Consider the following 19,728-nt stretch of genomic DNA (forward strand, 5'->3'; position numbering starts at 1 on the left):
TTTGCCATAGTCGAACTCCGTGCGGTGACGCGATTGTTACCTCGTTGTCACCTACCGAGCTTTTTTTAACGGCGTTTTTTCAAGAATTCAAGCATGTCATTACTGACCCAGATTTTCGGTAGCCGCAACCAGCGGCTGCTCAAGCAATACCAAAAAACGGTACGCGAGATCAATGCGCTCGAGCCGGCCATCGAAAAGCTGTCGGATGCCGAGCTGCAAGCGAAGACGCCTGCCTTCAAGGAACGCATCGCCGCTGGCGAATCGCTCGATGCCTTGTTGCCGGAAGCATTTGCCGTCTGCCGTGAGGCCAGCAGGCGCGTCCTGCGCATGCGCCACTTCGACGTGCAGATGATCGGCGGCATGGTCTTGCATTTTGGCAAGATCGCGGAGATGGGCACGGGCGAGGGCAAGACCCTGATGGCCACCTTGCCAGCCTACCTGAATGCCTTGTCGGGCAAGGGCGTGCATATCGTGACCGTCAATGATTACCTGGCGCAGCGCGATGCCGAGACCATGGGCCGCCTGTATGCGTGGCTGGGCCTGTCGACTGGCGTGAACATGTCGCAGATGGAGCACAGCGCCAAGCAGCAGGCGTACAACTCCGACATCACGTATGGCACGAATAACGAATTCGGTTTCGACTTCTTGCGCGACAACATGGTCTACGAAGCGCGCGAGCGCGTGCAGCGCAGCCTGAACTTCGGCATCGTCGATGAAGTCGATTCGATCCTGATCGATGAAGCGCGTACGCCGCTGATCATTTCGGGCCAGGCCGAGAACCATACGGACCTGTATCACAAGATCAATGAAGTGCCTGCATTGCTGACTTTGCAGATCGGCGAAGAAACGCCGGACGGCAAGGGCAAGGTTGACGTGCCGGGCGACTATACCAAGGATGAAAAGGCGCACCAGGTGCTGCTGACGGAAGCCGGCCATGAAAAGGCCGAAGGCATCCTGATGGAAATGGGCCTGCTGCCGGAAGGCGCTTCGCTGTACGATTCGGCCAACATCACCCTCGTGCATCACCTGTATGCGGCGCTGCGCGCGCATGCGCTGTACTTCAAGGATCAGCACTATGTGGTGCAGAACAATGAAGTGGTGATCGTCGATGAATTCACGGGCCGTCTGATGACGGGCCGCCGCTGGTCCGATGGCTTGCACCAGGCCGTCGAAGCGAAAGAAGGCGTCAAGATCCAGAACGAGAACCAGACCCTGGCCTCGATCACCTTCCAGAACTACTTCCGCATGTACGCCAAGCTGGCCGGCATGACCGGTACGGCCGATACCGAAGCATACGAATTCCAGGAAATCTACGGCCTGGAAACGGTCGTGATCCCGCAAAACCGTCCGCTGCAGCGCAAGGACCGCCAGGATCAGGTCTACAAATCGTCGGCGGAAAAATACAACGCGATGTTGAACGACATCCGCGACTGCTACGAGCGCGGCCAGCCCGTGCTGGTCGGTACGACCTCGATCGAGAACTCGGAACTGCTGTCGGGCATCCTGACCAAGGCCAATTTGCCGCACAACGTGCTGAACGCGAAGCAGCATGCGCGCGAAGCGGAAATCATCGCCCAGGCAGGCCGTCCGAAAGCCATCACCATCGCCACCAACATGGCCGGTCGCGGTACGGACATCGTGTTGGGCGGTAACGTCGAAAACCAGATCAAGTTCATCGAAGCCAATGCTGAACTGAGCGATGCCGACAAGGCAGCCCAGTCGCAGACCTTGCGCGATGAATGGCAATCGCTGCACGACCACGTGGTCAATGCGGGCGGCTTGCACATCATCGGCACCGAACGCCACGAATCGCGCCGCGTCGACAATCAGCTGCGTGGCCGTGCCGGCCGCCAGGGCGATCCGGGTTCGTCGCGTTTCTACCTGTCGCTCGACGACGCGCTGCTGCGCATCTTCGCCGGCGACCGCGTGCGCGCCGTGATGGACCGTTTGAAAATGCCGGAAGGCGAACCGATCGAGGCAGGCATCGTCTCGCGTTCGATCGAATCGGCCCAGCGCAAGGTCGAAGCGCGCAACTTCGATATCCGCAAGCAATTGCTGGAATACGATGACGTCGCCAACGACCAGCGTAAAGTCATCTACCAGCAGCGTAACGAACTGCTGGAAACGACCGATATTTCCGAGATGATCGGCTCGCTGCGCCATGGCGTGTTCACCGACCTGGTGCACGAGTACGTGCCGCACGAATCGGTGGAAGAGCAGTGGGATATCAAGGGCCTGGAAAATACCCTGTCCAGCGAATGGCAGCTCGACTTGCCGTTGCAGCAAATGCTGGAAGCCGATGCAACCCTGACGGACGAAGAGATCCTGGAAAAAGTGCTGGTTGCGGCCGATGCCGTGTACCAGTCGAAGATCGATATCGTCGGCAAGGAATCGTTTGGCGGCTTCGAGCGCAATGTCATGCTGCAAAGCGTCGACAGCCACTGGCGCGAACACCTGGCGGCGCTCGATCACCTGCGCCAGGGTATTCACCTGCGCGGTTATGCGCAGAAGAACCCGAAACAGGAATACAAGCGCGAAGCGTTTGAACTGTTTGGCCAGATGCTCGACATGATCAAGAACGACGTCACGAAACACGTGATGACGGTGCGTATCCAGTCGCGCGAAGAAGTCGATGCGGCCGAACAGGCGATGCAGCAGTCGCACGTGGAAAACGTGCACTACCAGCATGCCGAGTTCGATCCGAACGCGGCGCCGGAAGAACTGCTGGCGCCTTCGGCAGGCGGTAACACGGACAACGTTGACGACATGAGCGTGAGCATGGGCGTCAAGGTCGGTCGTAACGACCCATGCCCATGCGGCAGCGGTAAAAAATACAAAGCTTGCCACGGCAAGCTAGCATAAGGCGGTTTGACAGCCTGAGCAAAAACGGAGACTGCGGTCTCCGTTTTTTTATGCCTTTTCAATTTGCGCGCGCGCATCTACCGGCGCGCATGTTCACCGGCGCCGCGAAGGCGCTACAATAGCGCTTCCATTTTCCCTCGCAGAAGAACTCACCATGGCCGTCAATTCTCCCAAGCCCGTCGCCGCCGACTTGAAAGCCGTCGCCGGCATTGAAATCGGTGTTGCCGAAGCCGGCATCAAGAAACCCAACCGCAAGGATTTGCTGGTATTGAAACTGGCGCCGACGGCCACCGTGGCCGGCGTGTTCACCCTGAACCGCTTTTGCGCCGCGCCCGTGCAAATTTCGAAAGCCAACCTGGCGGCAGTGACGGCTGGCGCCGCGCCTATCCGCGCGCTGCTGGTCAATACGGGCAACGCGAATGCGGGCACGGGCGAATCGGGCCTGGCCGACGCGCAGGCCAGCTGCGCCGCGCTGGCCGAGCTGCTGGGCTGCACGCCGCAGCAAATCCTGCCGTTTTCCACCGGCGTGATCCTCGAACCGCTGCCCGTGCAGCGCCTGGTCGCCGGCTTGCCGCAAGCCGTATCGGCCTTGACATCGGATAACTGGTTCTCTGCCGCCGAAGCCATCATGACCACCGACACGCAGCCGAAAGCCGGCTCGCGCACAGTCACCATCGGTGGCCACGCGGTGACCCTGACGGGCATCAGCAAGGGCGCTGGCATGATCAAGCCGAACATGGCCACCATGCTCGGCTTCCTCGCGTTTGACGCCACCGTGGCGCAACCGGTGCTGGACCAGCTGGTGAAGCAGGCAGCCGACAAATCGTTCAACTGCATCACCATCGACGGCGACACGTCCACCAATGACTCGTTCATGCTGGTGGCCACGGGTGCGGGCAGCCTGGTCATCGATTCCATCGACTCGCCGCACTATGCGGCACTGGCCGCTGCCGTGACCGAACTGTCTACGTTTCTGGCACAAGCCATCGTGCGCGACGGCGAAGGCGCGACCAAGTTCATGACGGTGACCGTGGAAGATGGCCGCAACGTGGAAGAGTGCCGCAAGATCGCCTATTCCATCGCCCATTCGCCGCTGGTGAAAACGGCCTTCTTCGCCTCCGATCCTAACCTGGGCCGCATCCTGGCCGCCATCGGCTACGCGGGCGTGGACGACCTGGACGTGGGCCAGCTGAATCTGTACCTGGACGACGTGTGGGTGGCCAAGAATGGCGGCCGCAATCCCGACTACCAGGAACAGGATGGCCAGCGCGTGATGCAGCAAAGCGAAATCACCATCCGCGTCAAGCTGGCGCGCGGCGATGCCACGGCCACCCTGTGGACGTGCGACCTGTCGCATGACTATGTGTCGATCAACGCCGACTACCGCTCATGACCGGCCTCGATCAATTCCTGCTGCGCGCGGAAAGCTTGCTGGCGCGCGTGGAAGCGATCCTGCCGCAGGCGACGCCCGCGCCGGACTGGACCAGCTTTGCTTTCCGCTGGCGCCGGCGCCAGGGCGCCGCAGCTTATTTGCAGGCCGTGGCCCACGTGTCGAACATCGCGCTGGATGACTTGCACAATATCGGCACGCAAAAAGCGCAAATTGAACAGAACACGCGCCAGTTCGTCGGCGGCCGTCCGGCCAACAACGTGCTGCTGACGGGCGCGCGCGGCACGGGCAAGTCCTCCTTGATCAAGGCTTGTCTGAACCAGTTCGCCGGCCAGGGCCTGCGCCTGATCGAAGTGGACAAGGCGGACCTTGCCGACTTGCCCGACATCGTCGACCTGGTGGCGGCGCGCTCCGAACGCTTCATCATCTTTTGCGACGACCTGTCGTTCGAAGAGGGTGAAAGCGGCTACAAGGCGCTGAAAGTGGCGCTCGACGGCAGCATCGCCGCGCAATCGGACAATGTGTTGATCTACGCCACCTCGAACCGCCGTCACCTGATGCCGGAACGCATGTCGGACAACAGCAGCTACAAGACGGACGACGATGGCGATCTGCATCCGGGTGAGACGGTGGAAGAGAAAATCTCGCTGTCCGAGCGCTTCGGCCTGTGGCTGTCGTTCTACCCGTTCAAGCAGGACGATTACCTCGATATCGCGGCGCACTGGCTCGCTTCGTTCGGTTGCACCGAAGAACAGATCGCGCAGGCGCGCGGCGACGCCCTGCGCTGGGCCTTGCAGCGCGGTTCGCGTTCGGGCCGGGTGGCGTGGCAATTCGCGCGCGATTATGCGGGAAAACTTCCTGCGGGAAAGTTGCCGCAATGAGCGAAGTGAAAATCAAGCCTGTGGACGTCGCCGTCGGCATCCTGATGAAGCCGAATGGCGACGTGCTGCTGGGCCAGCGCCCGGCCGGCAAGCCGTATGACGGCTATTGGGAATTTCCTGGCGGTAAAGTCGAAGCTGGCGAAGCCATTCTCGATGCCTTGAAACGCGAGTTTGTCGAGGAACTGGGGCTGTACATCGACAGTGCCGAAGCCTGGTGCGGCGTCGAATATGTGTATCCGCACGCCCATGTGCGCCTGCATTTCTATATCAGCCGTGAGTGGCGGGGCGAGCCGCAAAGCCTGGAAGGGCAGGCGTTCGCCTGGCAGGGCACGGTCGGCGTGGAACCCCTGCTGCCGGCCACCACTCCCCTGCTGGAATGGTTGGATGAGGTACGCCGGGAATCGCTGGCGCCTGCTTAATCCTTACTTGTGCCAGCGGGCAGCAGCATGCTGCGCGCTGGCGCAAGCTTTGCCGTGACTTTCCTTGTATCGCGCGCGCTATGCGCTACAGTGCTTTCATCACGCACTGGGGAGTCTCGCATGCCGCTGACACTGACCTTTACCGATACCGATGAATTGCTGATCGCCGCGCTGCACAAGCGTGCCCGCGCGCATGGGCGCAGCATCGAAGACGAGCACCGCGACATCCTGCGCAACGCCTTGCGGCCCCTGCCGAAGCGCCCGCTCGACGATATTTTGCGTGCCATGCCCGACGTGGGCTTCGATGCGGATTTCGAGCGCCGTTCCTGAGCCATGCCTATTGCTGGCTATCTGCTCGATGCCGATGTGATCGTTGCCGCGCGCAAGGGCGGCGCCGCGCCGGCAGGCGTGGCCGATTTTTTCGAGCGGGTGGCGCCCGAGGCGCGCTATGTGCCGGTGCAAGTGATTGCGCAGTTGCGTGCGGGCATACAGTGCTGCTGGCGGCGCGAAGCGGCGCTGGAAGCCCTGGCGCTGGAAGGCTGGCTGGAAGCCGTGCTGGCGGAATATGCGCCGCGGCTGCTGGAATTTGACCTTGATTGCGCGCTCGTGTGCGCGCGCCTGCATGGCCGCGCCCATGCGCACGGCATCGATGGACAGATCGCGGCGATGGGTATCGCCTATGGCTTGACGGTGGTCAGCGGCAGGCTCGACAGTTTCGCGGCGCAGGGGCTGCGCCTGGAAAATCCGTTTATTTGAGGCTTACTGCGTTGAGGCTTATTGCGGCTTGTTGTCTTCGTCCGCGAGCGGATCTTCAAACGGGTCGGCGGCGGGGATCGTGTATTTCTCTTCGGCCCAGGCACCCAGGTCGATCTGCTTGCAGCGTTCCGAGCAGAAGGGGCGGAATTTGTTGGCTTCAGTCCATTCGACTTTGGCGGCACAGGTAGGGCAGTTAACGACGGTCATGATGGGGCAAATAAGTAACAGTTAAAAATTACAGAGCGTGAGCTCGAACGGAACGTCGACTTCCAGCGGCTTGGGTTTCAAATCGCCACCCTGGGTAGTGAAGCGCACCCACAGCATGTATTTGTTGGCGGAAATTTCCGGGATGGCGCCGCTGTTTTCATCGAGACTCAGGCGCAGCATCTGATACACCTTGCCTTGCAGCATTTGCTGGTAGCTGCCGCCATTGGCGATCAGTTTAACGGGTCCGCCGGAATCGCGCAGCAGGCGCAAGACCAGGGCCAGGGCATCGAACAGCGGAGCGAGCGGGGCGAACCAGGCGTGGATATCGGTCAGACGCTGCTCGGAGCTGCGTTTTTGCCAGGCAAAATACGACGGCAAGTCGAATTCGCAGGCGCCGCCCGGGATGATGGTGCGGCCGCGGATGCTCATCAGCCATTCATTGTCGCGGATATTCTGGCCCGTCTTGCCTTGCGCCGCCACCAAGGCGCCGCTGACACTGTCGAGTTCACCGAGGATGGCGTCCAGGGTTTCCGGCTCCACATTCGGATTGCTGCGGTAGCCGAGCAGGCTTTGACGCTGGCGCTCGAGTTCCTGCAGCAGGTCAGACTTCAGATCGGCGCGGCCGGCCACTTCGAGCATGTCGAAAATGGTTGCCAAGGCAACATGGTGTTGCATTGCATGCTCTTGCTGGATGAAGAACTTGAATTTGTCGTACAGGTCTTCCAGACGCAACAAGGTACGTATGCGTTCGTTGAAAGGGTATTCGTAGACAATCAAAATAATTCCCTTAAGTAAGGACCTGCAAACAATCCCGTGATTTTGAACCAAGCGTCGACAAATTACAAACGTTGCGGGGCCATTCCGGCCATTCTTTTTGAAAATGCCAGATATAAATCGTGCAACTGGGCAATCTGCGGCGCCAGGGCCGCCAAATCGCCATTGTTGTCGATCACATCGTCCGCCGCCGCCAGGCGCATGGCGCGCGTGGCTTGCGTGGCCATGATGGCTTTGACTTGTTCTTCCGATAAGCCATTGCGCGCCATCACGCGCGACACTTGCAGGCTTTCCAGGCAATCGATGACCAGCACGCGGTTGACTCTTTCCACCCAGCCGCCGGACTCGACGAGCAGGGGCACGGCAAAGATCACGTAGCTGCCCGTTGCTGCTTCGGCGGCCGCCAGGGTGGCCTGGCGGATGCGCGGGTGCAGGATGGCTTCCAGTTTCGCCTTGGCGGCGGCATCGGCAAACACCAGGTTGCGCATTTTTGTGCGGTCGAGGGCGCCGCGCGCGTCCGCGTAGCCGGGGCCAAATTCCGCCACCAGGGCCGGCATGGCGGCGCCATTCGGTGCCGTCAGGCTGTGCGCGATCAGGTCGGTGTCGACGATGGTGGCGCCGCGCGCGGCGAACATATCGGCCACCGTACTCTTGCCGCAGCCGATGCCGCCGGTGAGGCCGACGCTGAAAAAGGGGGCGTTTTGTATGTGCATGTATGTTTTCAAAGGAAGGCCATCAGCCGGCCAGGCCCAGCGTCAGTTGTGACAGGGGCGTGCGGTACAGCAGGGCGATGAAACCCGCCGCCGCCAGGTAGGGGCCGAACGGAATCGGCTTGTCGCGCCCGCGCTTGGCAAACACGATCAGGCCGATGCCGACCACGGCACCCACCAGCGACGACAACAGGATGATCGTCGGCAGCATAGTCCAGCCCAGCCACGCACCGAGCGCCGCCAGCAATTTGAAGTCACCATAGCCCATTCCCTCCTTGCCTGTCGCCAGCTTGAAGGCCCAGTACACGGCCCACAGGGCCAGGTAGCCGGCGGCCGCGCCGATGACGGCGTCTTGCAGCGGCACGAAAGTGCCATTGATGTTGACCAGCAAGCCCGCCCACAGCAGGGGGAAGGTCAGGTCGTCGGGCAGCATTTGCGTATCGGCATCGATGAAGGTCATGGCGATCAGCAGCCAGGCAAACACGAGCGTGGCGAGACCCGTCCAGCCGCTGCCGAAGTGCCAGATCAACAGGGCCGACAGCGCGCCCGTCAGCACTTCCACCATCGGGTAGCGCACGGAGATGGGGGCCTTGCAGGCGCTGCACTTGCCGCGCAGCAGCAGGTAACTGAGGACGGGAATGTTTTCCATGGCCGTGATGCGGTGGCCGCAAGCGGTACAGTTCGAGTGTGGCAGCATCAGGTTGTAGCGGTCCGTATGCGGCAAGGGCAGGCCGCTTTCTTCCGCCACATAATTATCGGATTCGCGCTGCATCATTTTCGGCACGCGGTAGATCACCACGTTGAGGAAACTGCCGACGATCAGGCCGAACAGGGCGGCGACGAGGGCGACGGGCACATTGCCGGGGGCGGCGAACAGCAGGGTATCTTGCAGCATGGTGGATGGGTCTGAGGTGATGATGTTGCCGCGCAAACATTGCCTGGCACTGCCGCAGTGTAAAACATCTGCCGATGCATGGGGGTAATAAAGGTCTTGCCTGCTTTTATGCGATCAGGAATTCCACGCGTTTTCCCGTTCTGGCGAGCATGTCGACCAAGGCATCGATGGTGAACTTGGGCGTTTTCTTGTTAATGACATCGGAAACACGGGGCCGCGTTATCCCGAGTATGTGGGCGGCATCGGCCTGCTTCAGGTTTTCCGTATTGATCCACAGGGCCAGTTCGGCCATCAATTTTTCCTTGATGGCGACCTTGTCCGAAATGATGCGCTTCGACCGCGCCTGGAGTTCGGCGGCTTCGCCGGGCTCAAAACCCAGATCGCTAAAAACGTTCGCGCCAACAGCGGTGACGTGCGCTGATTTGGTGTCGATACTCATTTCTTGCTCCTTTCCTTGCACACCGTTTTGTAGCGGGCAATCGCAATATCTTTATCTTGTTTTGCCGTGGTATTGGTTTTCTTCTTGAAGCAGTGCAAGACATAAATGGCTTCCGGGAACTTCGCGACATACATCACCCGGAACCAGCCGTCATTCAAATTGATAATAATTTCCCTGGTGCCTGCACCCACCTCGTCAAATGGCTTCCAATGATCGGGTTCCAGTCCCGCTTGAACCAGGCTGAGCTGGTGACCAGCCTCCCTGCGCGCATTCGGAGGGAAAATATGGTCATTTCTGAGATCGTTCAGGGAGCTGCCGCGCCAGTCAATGGGTCTTTCCAGCATGTCGCTCTCCTTAGTGTATCAAATTTTATACACTTGTCAAATCACCGCCCCCAGCTTGAAAATCGGCAAATACAGGGCGATCACGAGGGAACCGACGAGCACACCGAGCACGACCATCAGCGCCGGCTCCAGCAGCGTGGAAAGGGTGGCCACCGTGGCGTCGATGTCGGCCTCGATGATGTCGGCCGCGCGCGAGAGCATGGCGTCGAGCGCGCCTGATTCCTCGCCGATCAGGGCCAGCTGCGTCAGCAGCGGGGGGAACACGGCGCTGTGTTCCATGGCCAGGGCCAGGCTGCCGCCGGCGCGGATTTCGCGTTCGATGCGCGTCGTCGCTTCCTGGTACAGCGCGTGGCCGGAGGCGGCGCCCACCAGGCTGAGCGAGTCGAGCAGCGGCACGCCGGCGGCAAACATGGCGGCCAGGGTGCGCGTCCAGCGGGCGATTGCCGCCTGGCGCAGGAGCGGACCGAAGACGGGCAGGCGCAGCGCCCGCAATTGCGTGTCGCGCCGTAAATCGGGCCAGCGGCGCCAGGCCAGGTGCAACAGCAGGCACGCGAGCACGAGCCCCGCCAGCAAGGCCAGCCAGTAGCGGACAACAAAGGCGGACACGCCCATGACGAGCAGGGTAGGCAATGGCAACGGCGCGCCGAAGCTGTCGAAGACCTGGCGGAAGGCGGGCACGACCACACTCATGATGATGGCCGTGACGACGATGGCGACGAGCACGATGAGCAGCGGATACATCAGCGCGCCGCGCACTTGCCGCCGCAGGGCGATGGCCTTTTCCTGGTGCGTGGCCAGGCGCGCCAGCAAGTCCTGCACGATGCCGGCCTGTTCGCCGGCCGCCAGCAGCTTGCAATACAGCTCATCGAACAGCAGCGGGAACTGGCGAAATGCCTGCTGCAGGCTGCTGCCCGCTTCGATGTCGCGGCGCAAGTCGCGCATCAGCTCGGTGACGGCGGGTTTGGCGTGGCCCTTGCCGGCGATGTCGAAGGCGTGCAGCAGCGGCACGCCGGCCGCCATCATGGTCGACAACTGGCGCGTGAACAGGGCGATATCTTTGCGCGTGATGGCCTTGCCGGGTGCGGCGCGCACAGCCTGCACCCGCTTGGCCAGGATGCCCTGGCGCCGTAGCGCGGCTTTGGCCGCGCTGGCGTCGGCGGCGCGCACGATGCCATCGACCGCCTGGCCGTGGCGGTCCGTGCCCTTCCACGCAAAGCGCCGCTCGGCCGCCATGTGCACCTCCTGCCGTCACGGTAGCAGCGCCGGGCAAAAGCACCAGCGGCGCTGGCGGCAAGCTTGATGTGGCTCAGCCCTTGTTGGTTTGTACTTCCGTCTGGACAACGGCCTGGGCCTTCACGTCGGCCGCATCGTCCTCGTCGCTGTCGGTGCCCTTGCTGATGCTTTCGCCATCGTCGCGGCGCAAGGTCCAGAAGGTCAGCGAAGACAGCACCGTCAGCGCGGCCAGGGTCAAAAAGGTGTGGTGCAGGGCCGTGCTGAGCATGGCGCGGTCCGACTGCGGCATGTCGCCCAGGTACCAGCCCGTGATCAGCGAACCGAAGGCCAGGCCAAAGCTCATCGACAGTTGCTGCATCGAGCTGGCGATGGTGCTGGCCATGCTCGAATCGCTCTTGTCGACGTCGGCATACGCGATGGTATTCATGCTGGAAAACTGCAGCGAATTGAAAAAGCCCATGCACAGGCTGATGCCGACGATCACGTACAGGGGCGTGCCCACGCTCACCTGCGAAAACATGGCGATGGTGACGCCGATCAGCACCGTGTTCACGATCAGCACCTGGCGGTAGCCGAAGCGGGCCAGCACGCGCGCGGAAATGAATTTCATGCCCATGGCGGCGGCGGCCGACGGCATCATCAGCAAGCCCGACTGCCAGGCGGGCAAGCCCAGGCCCAGCTGGTACAGCAGCGGCAACAGGAAGGGCAGGCCGCCCACGCCCAGGCGCGTGACGAAGCCGCCCACGACGGAGACGCGGAAGGTGCGGATCTTGAACAGGGTCAGGCGCAGCAGCGGGTGCAGCACTTCGCTCGAATGCCAGGCATATGCGGCCAGCAGGCTGATGGAAATGAACAGCAGCACGGCAAACGAGGTGCCGTCGATGCGGTGTTCGCCAAAGATTTCCAGCAGCCACGACAGCAGCGCGATGCCCGTGCCGAACAGCACCAGGCCGATCAGGTCCAGCGGACGGGGTTTGTCGCCATAGTAATCGGGCATGTAGCGGTGCGCCAGGTACAGCGCTGCCAGGCCGACGGGCACGTTGACGAAGAAAATCTCGCGCCACGACAGCCAGTGCACGATCAGCCCGCCCACCGTGGGTCCTAGCAGGGGCCCGATCAGGGCGGGGATGATGACGAAATTCATGGCCGCCAGCAATTGCGACTTGGGAAAGGTGCGGATGATGGTGAGCCTGCCCACCGGCATCATCATGGCCGCGCCCACCCCTTGCAGCAGGCGCGCGGCCACCAGCATGGGCGCATTCACGGACAGGCCGCACAGGATGGAGGCGAGGGTAAAGATGGCAACGGCGGCGGAAAACACGCGCCGCGTGCCGAAGCGGTCGGCCATCCAGCCGCTGATGGGGATGCATACGGCCAGGCTCAGGATGTAGCTGGTGACGACGGCCTTCAGGCTCAGCGGCGTCACCTGCAGGCTGGCGGCCATGGCGGGGATGGCGGTGTTGACGATGGTGGAGTCGAGTTGCTCCATGAACAGGGCGGTGGCGACCACCCAGGGAAGGTAGCTTTTAATCGGGGAACTGGTCATGGATGCGAGCCTGAGGAGGAAAAACGGAGCCGACAGTACGACGAATTGTCACATAAATGGCGCAGGCGTGCCGCCCGCTCCCCTTGGCCTGCCGTGATTGCCATGTTGACATGGCTTGTGCCGCGCAGCACAATGCCGCCATTGCCGGATGAAAGTGGATTCATTGCACCATGAGAGAGTTGAATCACCTGATCCTGAATTTGTATGGCAGTGCCCAGGAATGCACAACGGGCGAGTTTCAGGGACAGGCGCTCGATATGCTGAGACAGACGCTGCCCTTCGATTCCGCCGCCATCATCGCCGCCTCTTTTTCCCCGGACATGGCGATTTCGCTGCACAGCCTGCATATGTATCAGCAACCGATCGAGAAACTGGCCGATCGCAAGGTGCTCGTCAGCCCCGACACCATCCTGGCCGATGCCTGCCGTTCACGCGGCCGCTGCGTGACGATGGAATCGGTCGACATCGATCCGCGCTACCTGGACTTGCATGCCTACTGCAAGAAATACGCGATTGCCCACAGCATGGTGCTGATTTCACCGGCCACCCATCACGCCAACCTGGATCTGATTGCGTTGTGGCGGGCGGGGCCGGAACGTGCCTATTCCGCTGCCGAGACTGAGCTCGGTAACCTGTTGTTGCCGCACCTGACCCAGGCGCAGGCGATCAACAGCCGTTTGTTCCGGGCGCCGGACGTGGAGCCGTCACCCGGCAGTGTCCGCTTGCTGGCCAGCCTGAACGGCTGCCTGCAATATGTGGAACCGCTGGCCGCCGACATGTTGCAGCGGGAGTGGCCCGAGTGGGATCCACCCATGCTGCCAGCACACTTTGTTGAAGAACTGCGGCGCCCAGGTCAGGGTCTGTATGCGGGGAAAACCCTGCTGGCGCGTGTGACGGAGTGGGGCGGCTACCTGTATGTCCAGTTGACGCGGCGTCCGGCGGGGCGGCCGCTGACCGGCGTCGAAGAGGCGGTGGCGCGCCTGGCGGCCAGTGGCCTCAGCTACAAGGACATTGCCAGGCGGCAAGGCGTATCGCCTGCCACGGTCAGGAATCAGTTGCACAGCGTGTATGCCAAGCTCGATGTGGGCAACAAGACGGCATTGGCGGCGGCGCTGGCCGTGCTGACCGAGATGTTGCCGTAGAAAGTCTATAGAACAATTGTCCTATAGCAATAATTTCTGTTCTGATCTAGCATGAGCGCTGTCGTTGTGGGGCCTGTTGCCCGCAATTTGTCCTGGAATCCTGGAAAGTCACTGATGAAGAATGCAATTTCGATCGTTTTGTTGGGCGCGGCCCTGTCCGCATGCGGTGGCGGCAGCGATAGCGGCACGCCGGAAACCCCCGCCAAGCCACCCGTCGTGGTGACGCCTCCCGTCGTTCCCGTCGTCCCCGCCGACAGCGTGACGGTGGCATCGGAAGCCGTGGCGAAAGAGGCTGGCCTGAGTGTCATTGCCGGTGCCAGTGCTGACGAAAGCGTGTATGACGTGGCCGCCGATATCGGCGACACCTGGCGCATCACGTTTGACAGCGTCAAGAAAACCTATGTCATCCGTGTCTTGTCGACGCAGTTCGGCTTGAGCGATCGCAGCGGCACGTTCAGCGCTACCACCACCGGCAATTTGACCACCTATACGGGAACAGATTTCAGCGTTACCGTCGATGCGCGCACGCGTCTGCTGTCGGGCAATATCAAATTAGGCAACATGGTCTCGACCGTCAGCGGCAGCGGCTATGCGGTGGGTGACGTGGCCAAGCTGGCTGGCAACTATATTTTCCTGGGGTCCATGCGCAATGCCTCGAACGGCGCTTTCCCTTTCCATCCGAAAGGCACTCTCAAGATCGCAGCCGACGGCGCGGCCCAACTGTGCAATGGCGGCGTGTTCAACGCGCAAGGCGTGTGCTCTGCGGTATCGCCGCAGCTGGAAGCGGAAAACGCCAGCCTGACCCTGGTCAAGGATGCGAAGACCGGCTTGCTCGTCGCCCGCCAGGGTGGCCAGGACTTCGGCATCGTGCACGTGCATGCGGGAGACCGGGGGCTGGCGCTGTTCATCGACCGCTACGGCCGCAACCAGGAAAACGTCATGCGCGTGGGCACCATCGTGGCCGCCAAACAGCAGAAGATCGGCACGGAAATCAACGGCAGCTATGCCTGTGCGGCGCAGGGCATCAGCGCGAACATGGTCGTTGCCGGCAGCACCGCCACCCTGACGAATAACACGACCGGCAAGACGCATGCGGAAACCATCACCGTCAACAAGCTGGGCCTGGGCGCGCAAGCCGTCGATTTCGATGGCGTCGCCGTGTTCAAGGACCCGGCCGACGTGCCGGCCGACTATTCGATGTTCATGCCAGTGTCGTCGAGCATGGCAGTCGAGTTTTCGACCGACCGTTCGTACATGGGCATGTGCCTGAAAAAATAGTCAGCGTTTGATGTGCTCCAGGGCGGCCAGCAGAGGCAGCGCCGCGTCGGCGATGCACTCCAGGCTGGCCTCGCGCAGGGCGGCGGTGTCCACCGTGTGGCTGGAGTCCAGCCCCGCCCAGCGCAGCAGCGCCGAACATGCGGCGGGCGTGTCGAACATGCCGTGCAAATAGCTGCCGAGGATTTGCCCGTCGCCCGATACGGCCCCTTCCGGCCGTCCATCGATGACGAACGCAGGCTGCCGCAGGGCGGCGCCCTGCGAGACGCCCATGTGGATTTCATAGCCTGCCACGGGCGCATCATCCGCGCCGGCAAACGCGCAGTGGCCACGCACCTGTTCCAGCCGCTTGTCGCTTGTCAGCTCCGTCACCATATCGAGCAGGCCCAGTGCCTTCGATTCTCCAGCAACCCCTTCCACTCCCAGCGGGTCGTGTACGGCCAGGCCCAGCATCTGGAAGCCGCCGCAGATGCCAAGTATCTTGCCGCCATAGCGCAGGTGCTTGGCCAGATAGGCGGGCCAGCCCTGCTGCTGCAACCAGGCCAGGTCAGCGCGCGTGTTCTTGCTGCCGGGCAGGATCACCAGGTCGGCCGGCGGAATCGGCTGCCCTTGCTGGATGAATTGCAGGTCGATGCCGGGATGGGCGCGCAGCGCATCGACGTCCGTGTGGTTGCTGATGCGCGGCAGTTGCGGCACCAGCACCTTGAAGGCGCCGCGTTCTGTCTGCATCGCGTCGACGGCGTCTTCCGCATCGAGGAACAGGCCTTGCAGATAGGGCAGCACGGCCAGCACGGGCTTGCCGGTCTGCTGCTCCAGCCAGTCGATGCCCGGTTGTAGCAGCGAGATGTCGCCGCGGAAGCGGTTGATGACAAAGCCGAGGATGCGCGCGCGCTCGCTGTCGGACAAACACGCCAGGGTGCCGATGATGTGCGCGAAGACGCCGCCACGGTCGATATCGGCCACCAGAATCACGGGACAGTCGACGGCTTCGGCAAAGCCCATGTTGGCGATGTCGCGCGCGCGCAAGTTGACTTCGGCGGGGCTGCCGGCGCCTTCGACGATGACGGCGGCATATTGCTGGCGCAGTCGCGCGTACGATTCGAGCACGGCGCCCAAGGCGATGGTCTTGTATTGCTGGTAGTCGCGCGCATCCATCTCGGCGCGTACCTTGCCATGGATGATTACCTGCGCCCCCGTGTTCGAGGACGGTTTCAACAGTACCGGGTTCATGTCCGTGTGCGGCGCGATGCCGCAGGCCAGCGCCTGCAAGGCTTGCGCGCGGCCGATTTCTCCGCCGTCCGCCGTCACGGCGCTATTCAAGGCCATGTTTTGCGGCTTGAACGGTGCTACCGTCACGCCGCGGCGCATCAACAATCGGCACAGCGCGGCCACGACCGTGCTCTTGCCCGCATCCGACGTCGTGCCCTGCACCATCAGGGCGGGAAACGGCGCCTGCGCCTTCATGGGACAGCTTTCGTCCGGCGCTGGCGGGCCACTTCCAGCTGGTCGCACATGGCGGCCGTGCCTTCGATCATGCGCGGGCCGGCGCGGTTGAGCAGGTCGCCATTCAGGCGGAACAGGTTATTCTTGCGCACGGCCGTCATCGATGGGAAGGCGCGCCACATGGCCAGGCCGCCTTCGCTGCGCGGATCGCTTTTTTCGCTGGTGCCGAAAATGACTTCCGGATCCTCCTGCAGCACGCCTTCCGGCGTGACGACGGGCGCCACCACCTTCATCGCTGCAAACACATTCTGGCCGCCGCACACGCGCATGGAGTCGCTGATGATGCTCGCACCGCTCAAGGTGTACAGGGGCTTGTCCCACACCTGGTAAAACACGCGCACGGGCGGGCGCTGCGCATACTGGGCCGTCAGGCTGGCCAGTTTGGCGCGCAGCTGGGCGGCGGCCGGCTTGGCGATTTTCTCCGTGCCCATCAACTGGCCCAGGCGCTCCATGCTGTCGGGGATATCGGCCAGCTTGCGCGGCTCGCTGTGATAGATCGGCACCTTCAGCTGGCGCAGCATGGCGATCTGGCGCTCGGCGCTGCCATGCATCCACACGACGATCAGGTCCGGCTTCATGGCGATGATGCGCTCCATGTCGTACTGGCGGTTGTCGCCTACCTGCGGCAGTTTCTTGGCCGCTTCCGGGTAGTCGCTGTAGCTGACGACGCCGGCGATTTTCTTGCCGCCACCGGCTGCGAACAGCAGTTCCGTCACGTGCGGCGCCAGCGCCAGGATGCGTTGCGCGGGCCTGGCCAGGGTGACGGTATTGCCGTCGTCGTCACGCACGCTGATGGCGGCGTGCGCCTGGGTCGAGATCAGTCCCGCCAGCAGCAGTGCTGTTTTCAAGTGGTTCATAGCTTCTTCCATGTGGTGAGGGCCTGCTGCAGGCGCAGCCAGGCGTGTTCGTCGGGGGGCAGGCCCAGGCGGATGCCGTGGGCCGCGTGGCGGAACAGGCGCACCCAGATGCCGGCTTCCGCCATATGGCGCCAGAACGCTTCGGCGCGTGCTTCCGGCCACCACTGAAACAGCGCCGTGCCGCTGCTGGCGATGCCGTGCGCGGCCAACAGCTGATGCAAGCGGGCGCCTTCGCCGCGCAGGCGTTCGCGCATCGCTTCCTGCCAGTGCGTGTCGGTGAGCGCAGCCAGTGCCACCTGCTGCGCCGGGCCGCTGACGCTCCACGGTCCCAGCATGTCGGCCAGTTGCACCAGCAGGGCGGGATGGGCGGCGACAAAGCCCAGGCGCAGTCCCGCCAGGCCAAAGAATTTGCCCACCGAACGCAGCACGATCAGGCCCGGTTGGCCTGTGTGCGGCCCGAGGCTGGCGTGCGCTCCCGTATCGCCAAACGCTTCGTCGACCACCAGCCAGCCGCCGCGCGCGGCCAGCTTGCCAGCCCATTCCCGTAGCAGTGCGGGAGCGATGCGCTCACCCGTGGGGTTGTTCGGATTGCAGATGACCAGCACGTCGCAGTGGTCGACGGCATCGGCCAGCTGCGCATACGGCACTTGTCGCAATTCGTGACCGTGCTGGCCCCAGTGGTGCGCGTGTTCCGCGTACGACGGCGCGGCCACCACCACGCGCGATGGCGCGCGCAGCCGGGGCAAGGCCTGGATGGCGGCCTGCGTGCCCGCCACGGGCAGCATGGCTGGCGCGTCGTAGTACGCGCAGGCGGCAGCGCCCAGCGCGGGATCGGCTTCCGGCAGCCGGTGCCAGGCGTTGGCGTCCGGTGCTGGCGCTGCATACCAGTGCGGGTTGATGCCGGTCGACAGGTCGATCCAGCCGGCGATGGGCCGTCCATATTCGCGCGCGGCGTCGCGCAGGTTGCCGCCATGTTCAAGCAAGGTATTTTCCCTTCAGGTAGAACAGGCTCGCCAGCAGCGCCATCCAGATCAGCCACAACACGGCCGTCTCGGCCACCAGGCGCCAGGCGCGGTCGATGTCGCGCGCTTCGGCGGGACGGCCGCTGCCCAGCGGCGGGCGGCGTTCCAGTTCGCCGTCGTAGATGGCGTCGCCGCCCAAAGCCAGGCCCAGGGCGCCGGCGCCGCTGGCCATGACGGGCCCCGCGTTCGGACTGCCCCAATTGGGGGCCTGCGTGCGCCAGCAGTGCCAGGCGCGCTGCTTGTCCGCCATGGTCTTGCCCAGCATGACATAGGAGATGGCCGTCAGGCGCGCCGGCAGGTAATTCAAGACGTCGTCGATGCGCGCGGCGCAGCAGCCGAACCAGTCATAACGTGCGTTGCGGTAGCCCCACATGGCGTCGAGCGTATTGGCCAGCCTGAAGAGCACGGCGCCGGGGCCGCCCGCTACGGCAAACCAGAACAGGGTGCCGAAGACGGCGTCGTTGCCGTTTTCCAGCAAGGATTCCGTGCTGGCCTTGGCCAGGCTGGCCGCGTCGGCGTTGGCCGTGTCGCGGCTGACGATGCGCGCCGTCAGCAGGCGCGCGTTGTCCAGGTCATCGATGGCCAGGGCATCGGCGATCGGCTGATTGTGGTCGCGCAGGCTGCGCAAGCCCAGGCATAGATACAGCAGGAAGACGTGCAGGGCCGCACCGGCCAGGCCGCACAGCCACCAGGCCGCATAGCTGATCGGCAGCACGGCCAGCGACCACGCCAGCGCGCCGCGCAGCAAACGCCCACGGCCCCGGTTCAGCAGGCGTTCAAGCGCGCTGGCGAGGCGGCCAAAGCCCACCAGTGGATGCCAGCGGCGCGTTTCTCCCAGCAGCAGGTCGAGCAGCACGCCGGCCGTCATCAAGGCGGCCAGCATGGGCAGCGACAGGCCGCTCAGCATGGGCCGCCTTTCAGGTGCAGGGGCAGGCCGGCGGCGACAAACACGGCCCGGTCGCAGATGGCCGCCACGGCCTGGTTCAAGCGGCCCGCTTCATCGGTGAAGCAGCGCGAGATGGCGCCATACGGCACGATGCCCATGCCCACTTCATTCGATACCAGCACAATGTCGCAAGCTGTGTCTTCGATTTCCGCAAGCGCATACAGCAGGTGCGCGCGCTCGCTGTGGAACAGTTCGGGCAGCGCGATGTCGCCCACGTCCGGATAGGTTTCGCCGCTGGAAAACATCAGGTTCGTCAGCCACAAGGTCAGGCAGTCGACCAGCAGCAGGCGCCCGGGCAGCGCTTCCCGCAGGATGGCGTCGCCCAGGCGCAGCGCTTCTTCCAGTGTCGTCCATTCGGCCGGGCGCTGCGCACGGTGATGCGTGATACGCGTGGCCATCTCGCCGTCGCCCGCTTGCGCGGTGGCGATATAGACGACTTCCTTGCCCGACTCGCGGGCCAGCTTTTCCGCATGGGCGCTCTTGCCGGAACGGGCGCCGCCGAAGACCAGGGTGCGCGTCATGGCGCC

21 protein-coding genes are annotated in these 19,728 nt (G+C 63.1%); 8 read left to right on the plus strand and 13 right to left on the minus strand.

Annotated features, from left to right (window positions below; all coding sequences use genetic code 11):
* Positions 1-93 precede the first annotated feature (93 nt).
* The 6 genes from secA to CLU91_RS20900 all read left to right on the plus strand — a co-directional run bounded on the left by secA (position 94) and on the right by CLU91_RS20900 (position 6,308).
* The gene (gene secA / locus CLU91_RS20875; protein ID WP_100875658.1) at positions 94-2,862 is read left to right on the plus strand and encodes a preprotein translocase subunit SecA; all 2,769 of its coding nucleotides are present in this window, start codon (positions 94-96) and stop codon (positions 2,860-2,862) included.
* 154 nt (positions 2,863-3,016) lie between these two features.
* Positions 3,017-4,255, plus strand: a complete 1,239-nt coding sequence (gene argJ / locus CLU91_RS20880; protein ID WP_100875659.1) for a bifunctional glutamate N-acetyltransferase/amino-acid acetyltransferase ArgJ — start codon at positions 3,017-3,019, stop codon at positions 4,253-4,255.
* On the plus strand, positions 4,252-5,133 hold the full coding sequence (locus CLU91_RS20885) for an ATP-binding protein (protein ID WP_100875660.1): 882 nt from the start codon (positions 4,252-4,254) through the stop codon (positions 5,131-5,133). The genes argJ and CLU91_RS20885 overlap by 4 nt, the downstream gene beginning before the upstream one ends.
* Entirely contained in the window at positions 5,130-5,552 is a 423-nt protein-coding gene (locus CLU91_RS20890; protein ID WP_100875661.1) for an NUDIX domain-containing protein, read from the plus strand. The genes CLU91_RS20885 and CLU91_RS20890 overlap by 4 nt, the downstream gene beginning before the upstream one ends.
* A 120-nt stretch (positions 5,553-5,672) precedes the next feature.
* Positions 5,673-5,882: a FitA-like ribbon-helix-helix domain-containing protein gene (locus CLU91_RS20895; protein ID WP_100875662.1), complete on the plus strand. Its 210-nt coding sequence runs from the start codon at positions 5,673-5,675 to the stop codon at positions 5,880-5,882.
* A gap of 3 nt (positions 5,883-5,885) precedes the next feature.
* Entirely contained in the window at positions 5,886-6,308 is a 423-nt protein-coding gene (locus CLU91_RS20900; RefSeq protein ID WP_100875663.1) for a VapC toxin family PIN domain ribonuclease, read from the plus strand.
* Positions 6,309-6,326: 18 nt separating this feature from the next.
* Here the strand turns inward: CLU91_RS20900 and yacG are convergent, their stop codons facing one another.
* The 8 genes from yacG to CLU91_RS20940 all read right to left on the minus strand — a co-directional run bounded on the left by yacG (position 6,327) and on the right by CLU91_RS20940 (position 12,456).
* Positions 6,327-6,518 carry a DNA gyrase inhibitor YacG gene (yacG, locus tag CLU91_RS20905; protein ID WP_034748814.1) on the minus strand — a complete coding sequence of 64 codons (192 nt, stop codon included), beginning with the start codon at positions 6,516-6,518 and terminating at the stop codon, positions 6,327-6,329.
* Positions 6,519-6,536: 18 nt separating this feature from the next.
* Positions 6,537-7,292, minus strand: coding sequence for a cell division protein ZapD (zapD, locus tag CLU91_RS20910; protein WP_100875664.1), 756 nt, complete (start codon positions 7,290-7,292; stop codon positions 6,537-6,539).
* A gap of 62 nt (positions 7,293-7,354) precedes the next feature.
* The gene (coaE, locus tag CLU91_RS20915) at positions 7,355-8,002 is read right to left on the minus strand and encodes a dephospho-CoA kinase (RefSeq protein ID WP_100875665.1); all 648 of its coding nucleotides are present in this window, start codon (positions 8,000-8,002) and stop codon (positions 7,355-7,357) included.
* Positions 8,003-8,024: 22 nt separating this feature from the next.
* Positions 8,025-8,894, minus strand: coding sequence for a prepilin peptidase (locus CLU91_RS20920; protein ID WP_100876838.1), 870 nt, complete (start codon positions 8,892-8,894; stop codon positions 8,025-8,027).
* Between the two features lie 106 nt (positions 8,895-9,000).
* Positions 9,001-9,333: a helix-turn-helix domain-containing protein gene (locus CLU91_RS20925; protein WP_100875666.1), complete on the minus strand. Its 333-nt coding sequence runs from the start codon at positions 9,331-9,333 to the stop codon at positions 9,001-9,003.
* Entirely contained in the window at positions 9,330-9,677 is a 348-nt protein-coding gene (locus CLU91_RS20930) for a type II toxin-antitoxin system RelE/ParE family toxin (RefSeq protein ID WP_100875667.1), read from the minus strand. Before CLU91_RS20930 ends, CLU91_RS20925 begins: the two co-directional genes overlap by 4 nt.
* 36 nt (positions 9,678-9,713) lie before the next feature.
* Positions 9,714-10,910, minus strand: coding sequence for a type II secretion system F family protein (locus CLU91_RS20935; protein ID WP_100875668.1), 1,197 nt, complete (start codon positions 10,908-10,910; stop codon positions 9,714-9,716).
* 73 nt (positions 10,911-10,983) lie between these two features.
* Positions 10,984-12,456 carry a DHA2 family efflux MFS transporter permease subunit gene (locus tag CLU91_RS20940; RefSeq protein ID WP_232730821.1) on the minus strand — a complete coding sequence of 491 codons (1,473 nt, stop codon included), beginning with the start codon at positions 12,454-12,456 and terminating at the stop codon, positions 10,984-10,986.
* Positions 12,457-12,626: 170 nt separating this feature from the next.
* Between CLU91_RS20940 and CLU91_RS20945 the strand changes: the two genes are divergently transcribed.
* A complete protein-coding gene (locus CLU91_RS20945) occupies positions 12,627-13,598 on the plus strand; it encodes a helix-turn-helix domain-containing protein (protein ID WP_100875670.1) in 972 nt (323 codons plus the stop codon).
* Positions 13,599-13,712: 114 nt separating this feature from the next.
* Positions 13,713-14,876 carry a hypothetical protein gene (locus tag CLU91_RS20950; RefSeq protein ID WP_100875671.1) on the plus strand — a complete coding sequence of 388 codons (1,164 nt, stop codon included), beginning with the start codon at positions 13,713-13,715 and terminating at the stop codon, positions 14,874-14,876.
* On the opposite strand, the gene CLU91_RS20955 is transcribed toward CLU91_RS20950, so the two are convergent.
* Genes CLU91_RS20955 through cobU form a run of 5 tightly spaced genes read right to left on the minus strand, consistent with a single transcriptional unit; the run spans position 14,877 to position 19,722 of the window.
* Positions 14,877-16,337 carry a cobyric acid synthase gene (locus CLU91_RS20955; RefSeq protein ID WP_232730822.1) on the minus strand — a complete coding sequence of 487 codons (1,461 nt, stop codon included), beginning with the start codon at positions 16,335-16,337 and terminating at the stop codon, positions 14,877-14,879. It lies immediately after the preceding gene.
* Positions 16,334-17,233 carry a cobalamin-binding protein gene (locus CLU91_RS20960; RefSeq protein WP_100875672.1) on the minus strand — a complete coding sequence of 300 codons (900 nt, stop codon included), beginning with the start codon at positions 17,231-17,233 and terminating at the stop codon, positions 16,334-16,336. The genes CLU91_RS20955 and CLU91_RS20960 overlap by 4 nt, the downstream gene beginning before the upstream one ends.
* The gene (gene cobD, locus CLU91_RS20965) at positions 17,230-18,216 is read right to left on the minus strand and encodes a threonine-phosphate decarboxylase CobD (protein ID WP_100875673.1); all 987 of its coding nucleotides are present in this window, start codon (positions 18,214-18,216) and stop codon (positions 17,230-17,232) included. Before cobD ends, CLU91_RS20960 begins: the two co-directional genes overlap by 4 nt.
* Positions 18,209-19,162 (minus strand): adenosylcobinamide-phosphate synthase CbiB, encoded by a 954-nt coding sequence (cbiB, locus tag CLU91_RS20970; protein WP_100875674.1) that lies wholly within the window; start codon positions 19,160-19,162, stop codon positions 18,209-18,211. Before cbiB ends, cobD begins: the two co-directional genes overlap by 8 nt.
* Positions 19,156-19,722: a bifunctional adenosylcobinamide kinase/adenosylcobinamide-phosphate guanylyltransferase gene (gene cobU, locus CLU91_RS20975; protein ID WP_100875675.1), complete on the minus strand. Its 567-nt coding sequence runs from the start codon at positions 19,720-19,722 to the stop codon at positions 19,156-19,158. The genes cbiB and cobU overlap by 7 nt, the downstream gene beginning before the upstream one ends.
* Positions 19,723-19,728 lie beyond the last annotated feature (6 nt).

It is taken from the genome of Janthinobacterium sp. 64 (genome assembly GCF_002813325.1).
Classification (GTDB): Bacteria; Pseudomonadota; Gammaproteobacteria; order Burkholderiales; family Burkholderiaceae_D; genus Janthinobacterium.

Coding starts and splice junctions, on each gene's coding strand:
- secA (WP_100875658.1), top strand. CDS start 94: ATGTCATTACTGACCCAGATTTTCGGTAGCCGCAACCAGCGGCTGCTC.
- argJ (WP_100875659.1), top strand. CDS start 3,017: ATGGCCGTCAATTCTCCCAAGCCCGTCGCCGCCGACTTGAAAGCCGTC.
- CLU91_RS20885 (WP_100875660.1), top strand. CDS start 4,252: ATGACCGGCCTCGATCAATTCCTGCTGCGCGCGGAAAGCTTGCTGGCG.
- CLU91_RS20890 (WP_100875661.1), top strand. CDS start 5,130: ATGAGCGAAGTGAAAATCAAGCCTGTGGACGTCGCCGTCGGCATCCTG.
- CLU91_RS20895 (WP_100875662.1), top strand. CDS start 5,673: ATGCCGCTGACACTGACCTTTACCGATACCGATGAATTGCTGATCGCC.
- CLU91_RS20900 (WP_100875663.1), top strand. CDS start 5,886: ATGCCTATTGCTGGCTATCTGCTCGATGCCGATGTGATCGTTGCCGCG.
- coaE (WP_100875665.1), bottom strand. CDS start 8,002: ATGCACATACAAAACGCCCCCTTTTTCAGCGTCGGCCTCACCGGCGGC.
- CLU91_RS20920 (WP_100876838.1), bottom strand. CDS start 8,894: ATGCTGCAAGATACCCTGCTGTTCGCCGCCCCCGGCAATGTGCCCGTC.
- CLU91_RS20925 (WP_100875666.1), bottom strand. CDS start 9,333: ATGAGTATCGACACCAAATCAGCGCACGTCACCGCTGTTGGCGCGAAC.
- CLU91_RS20930 (WP_100875667.1), bottom strand. CDS start 9,677: ATGCTGGAAAGACCCATTGACTGGCGCGGCAGCTCCCTGAACGATCTC.
- CLU91_RS20935 (WP_100875668.1), bottom strand. CDS start 10,910: ATGGCGGCCGAGCGGCGCTTTGCGTGGAAGGGCACGGACCGCCACGGC.
- CLU91_RS20940 (WP_232730821.1), bottom strand. CDS start 12,456: ATGACCAGTTCCCCGATTAAAAGCTACCTTCCCTGGGTGGTCGCCACC.
- CLU91_RS20945 (WP_100875670.1), top strand. CDS start 12,627: ATGAGAGAGTTGAATCACCTGATCCTGAATTTGTATGGCAGTGCCCAG.
- CLU91_RS20950 (WP_100875671.1), top strand. CDS start 13,713: ATGAAGAATGCAATTTCGATCGTTTTGTTGGGCGCGGCCCTGTCCGCA.
- CLU91_RS20955 (WP_232730822.1), bottom strand. CDS start 16,337: ATGAAGGCGCAGGCGCCGTTTCCCGCCCTGATGGTGCAGGGCACGACG.
- CLU91_RS20960 (WP_100875672.1), bottom strand. CDS start 17,233: ATGAACCACTTGAAAACAGCACTGCTGCTGGCGGGACTGATCTCGACC.
- cbiB (WP_100875674.1), bottom strand. CDS start 19,162: ATGCTGAGCGGCCTGTCGCTGCCCATGCTGGCCGCCTTGATGACGGCC.
- cobU (WP_100875675.1), bottom strand. CDS start 19,722: ATGACGCGCACCCTGGTCTTCGGCGGCGCCCGTTCCGGCAAGAGCGCC.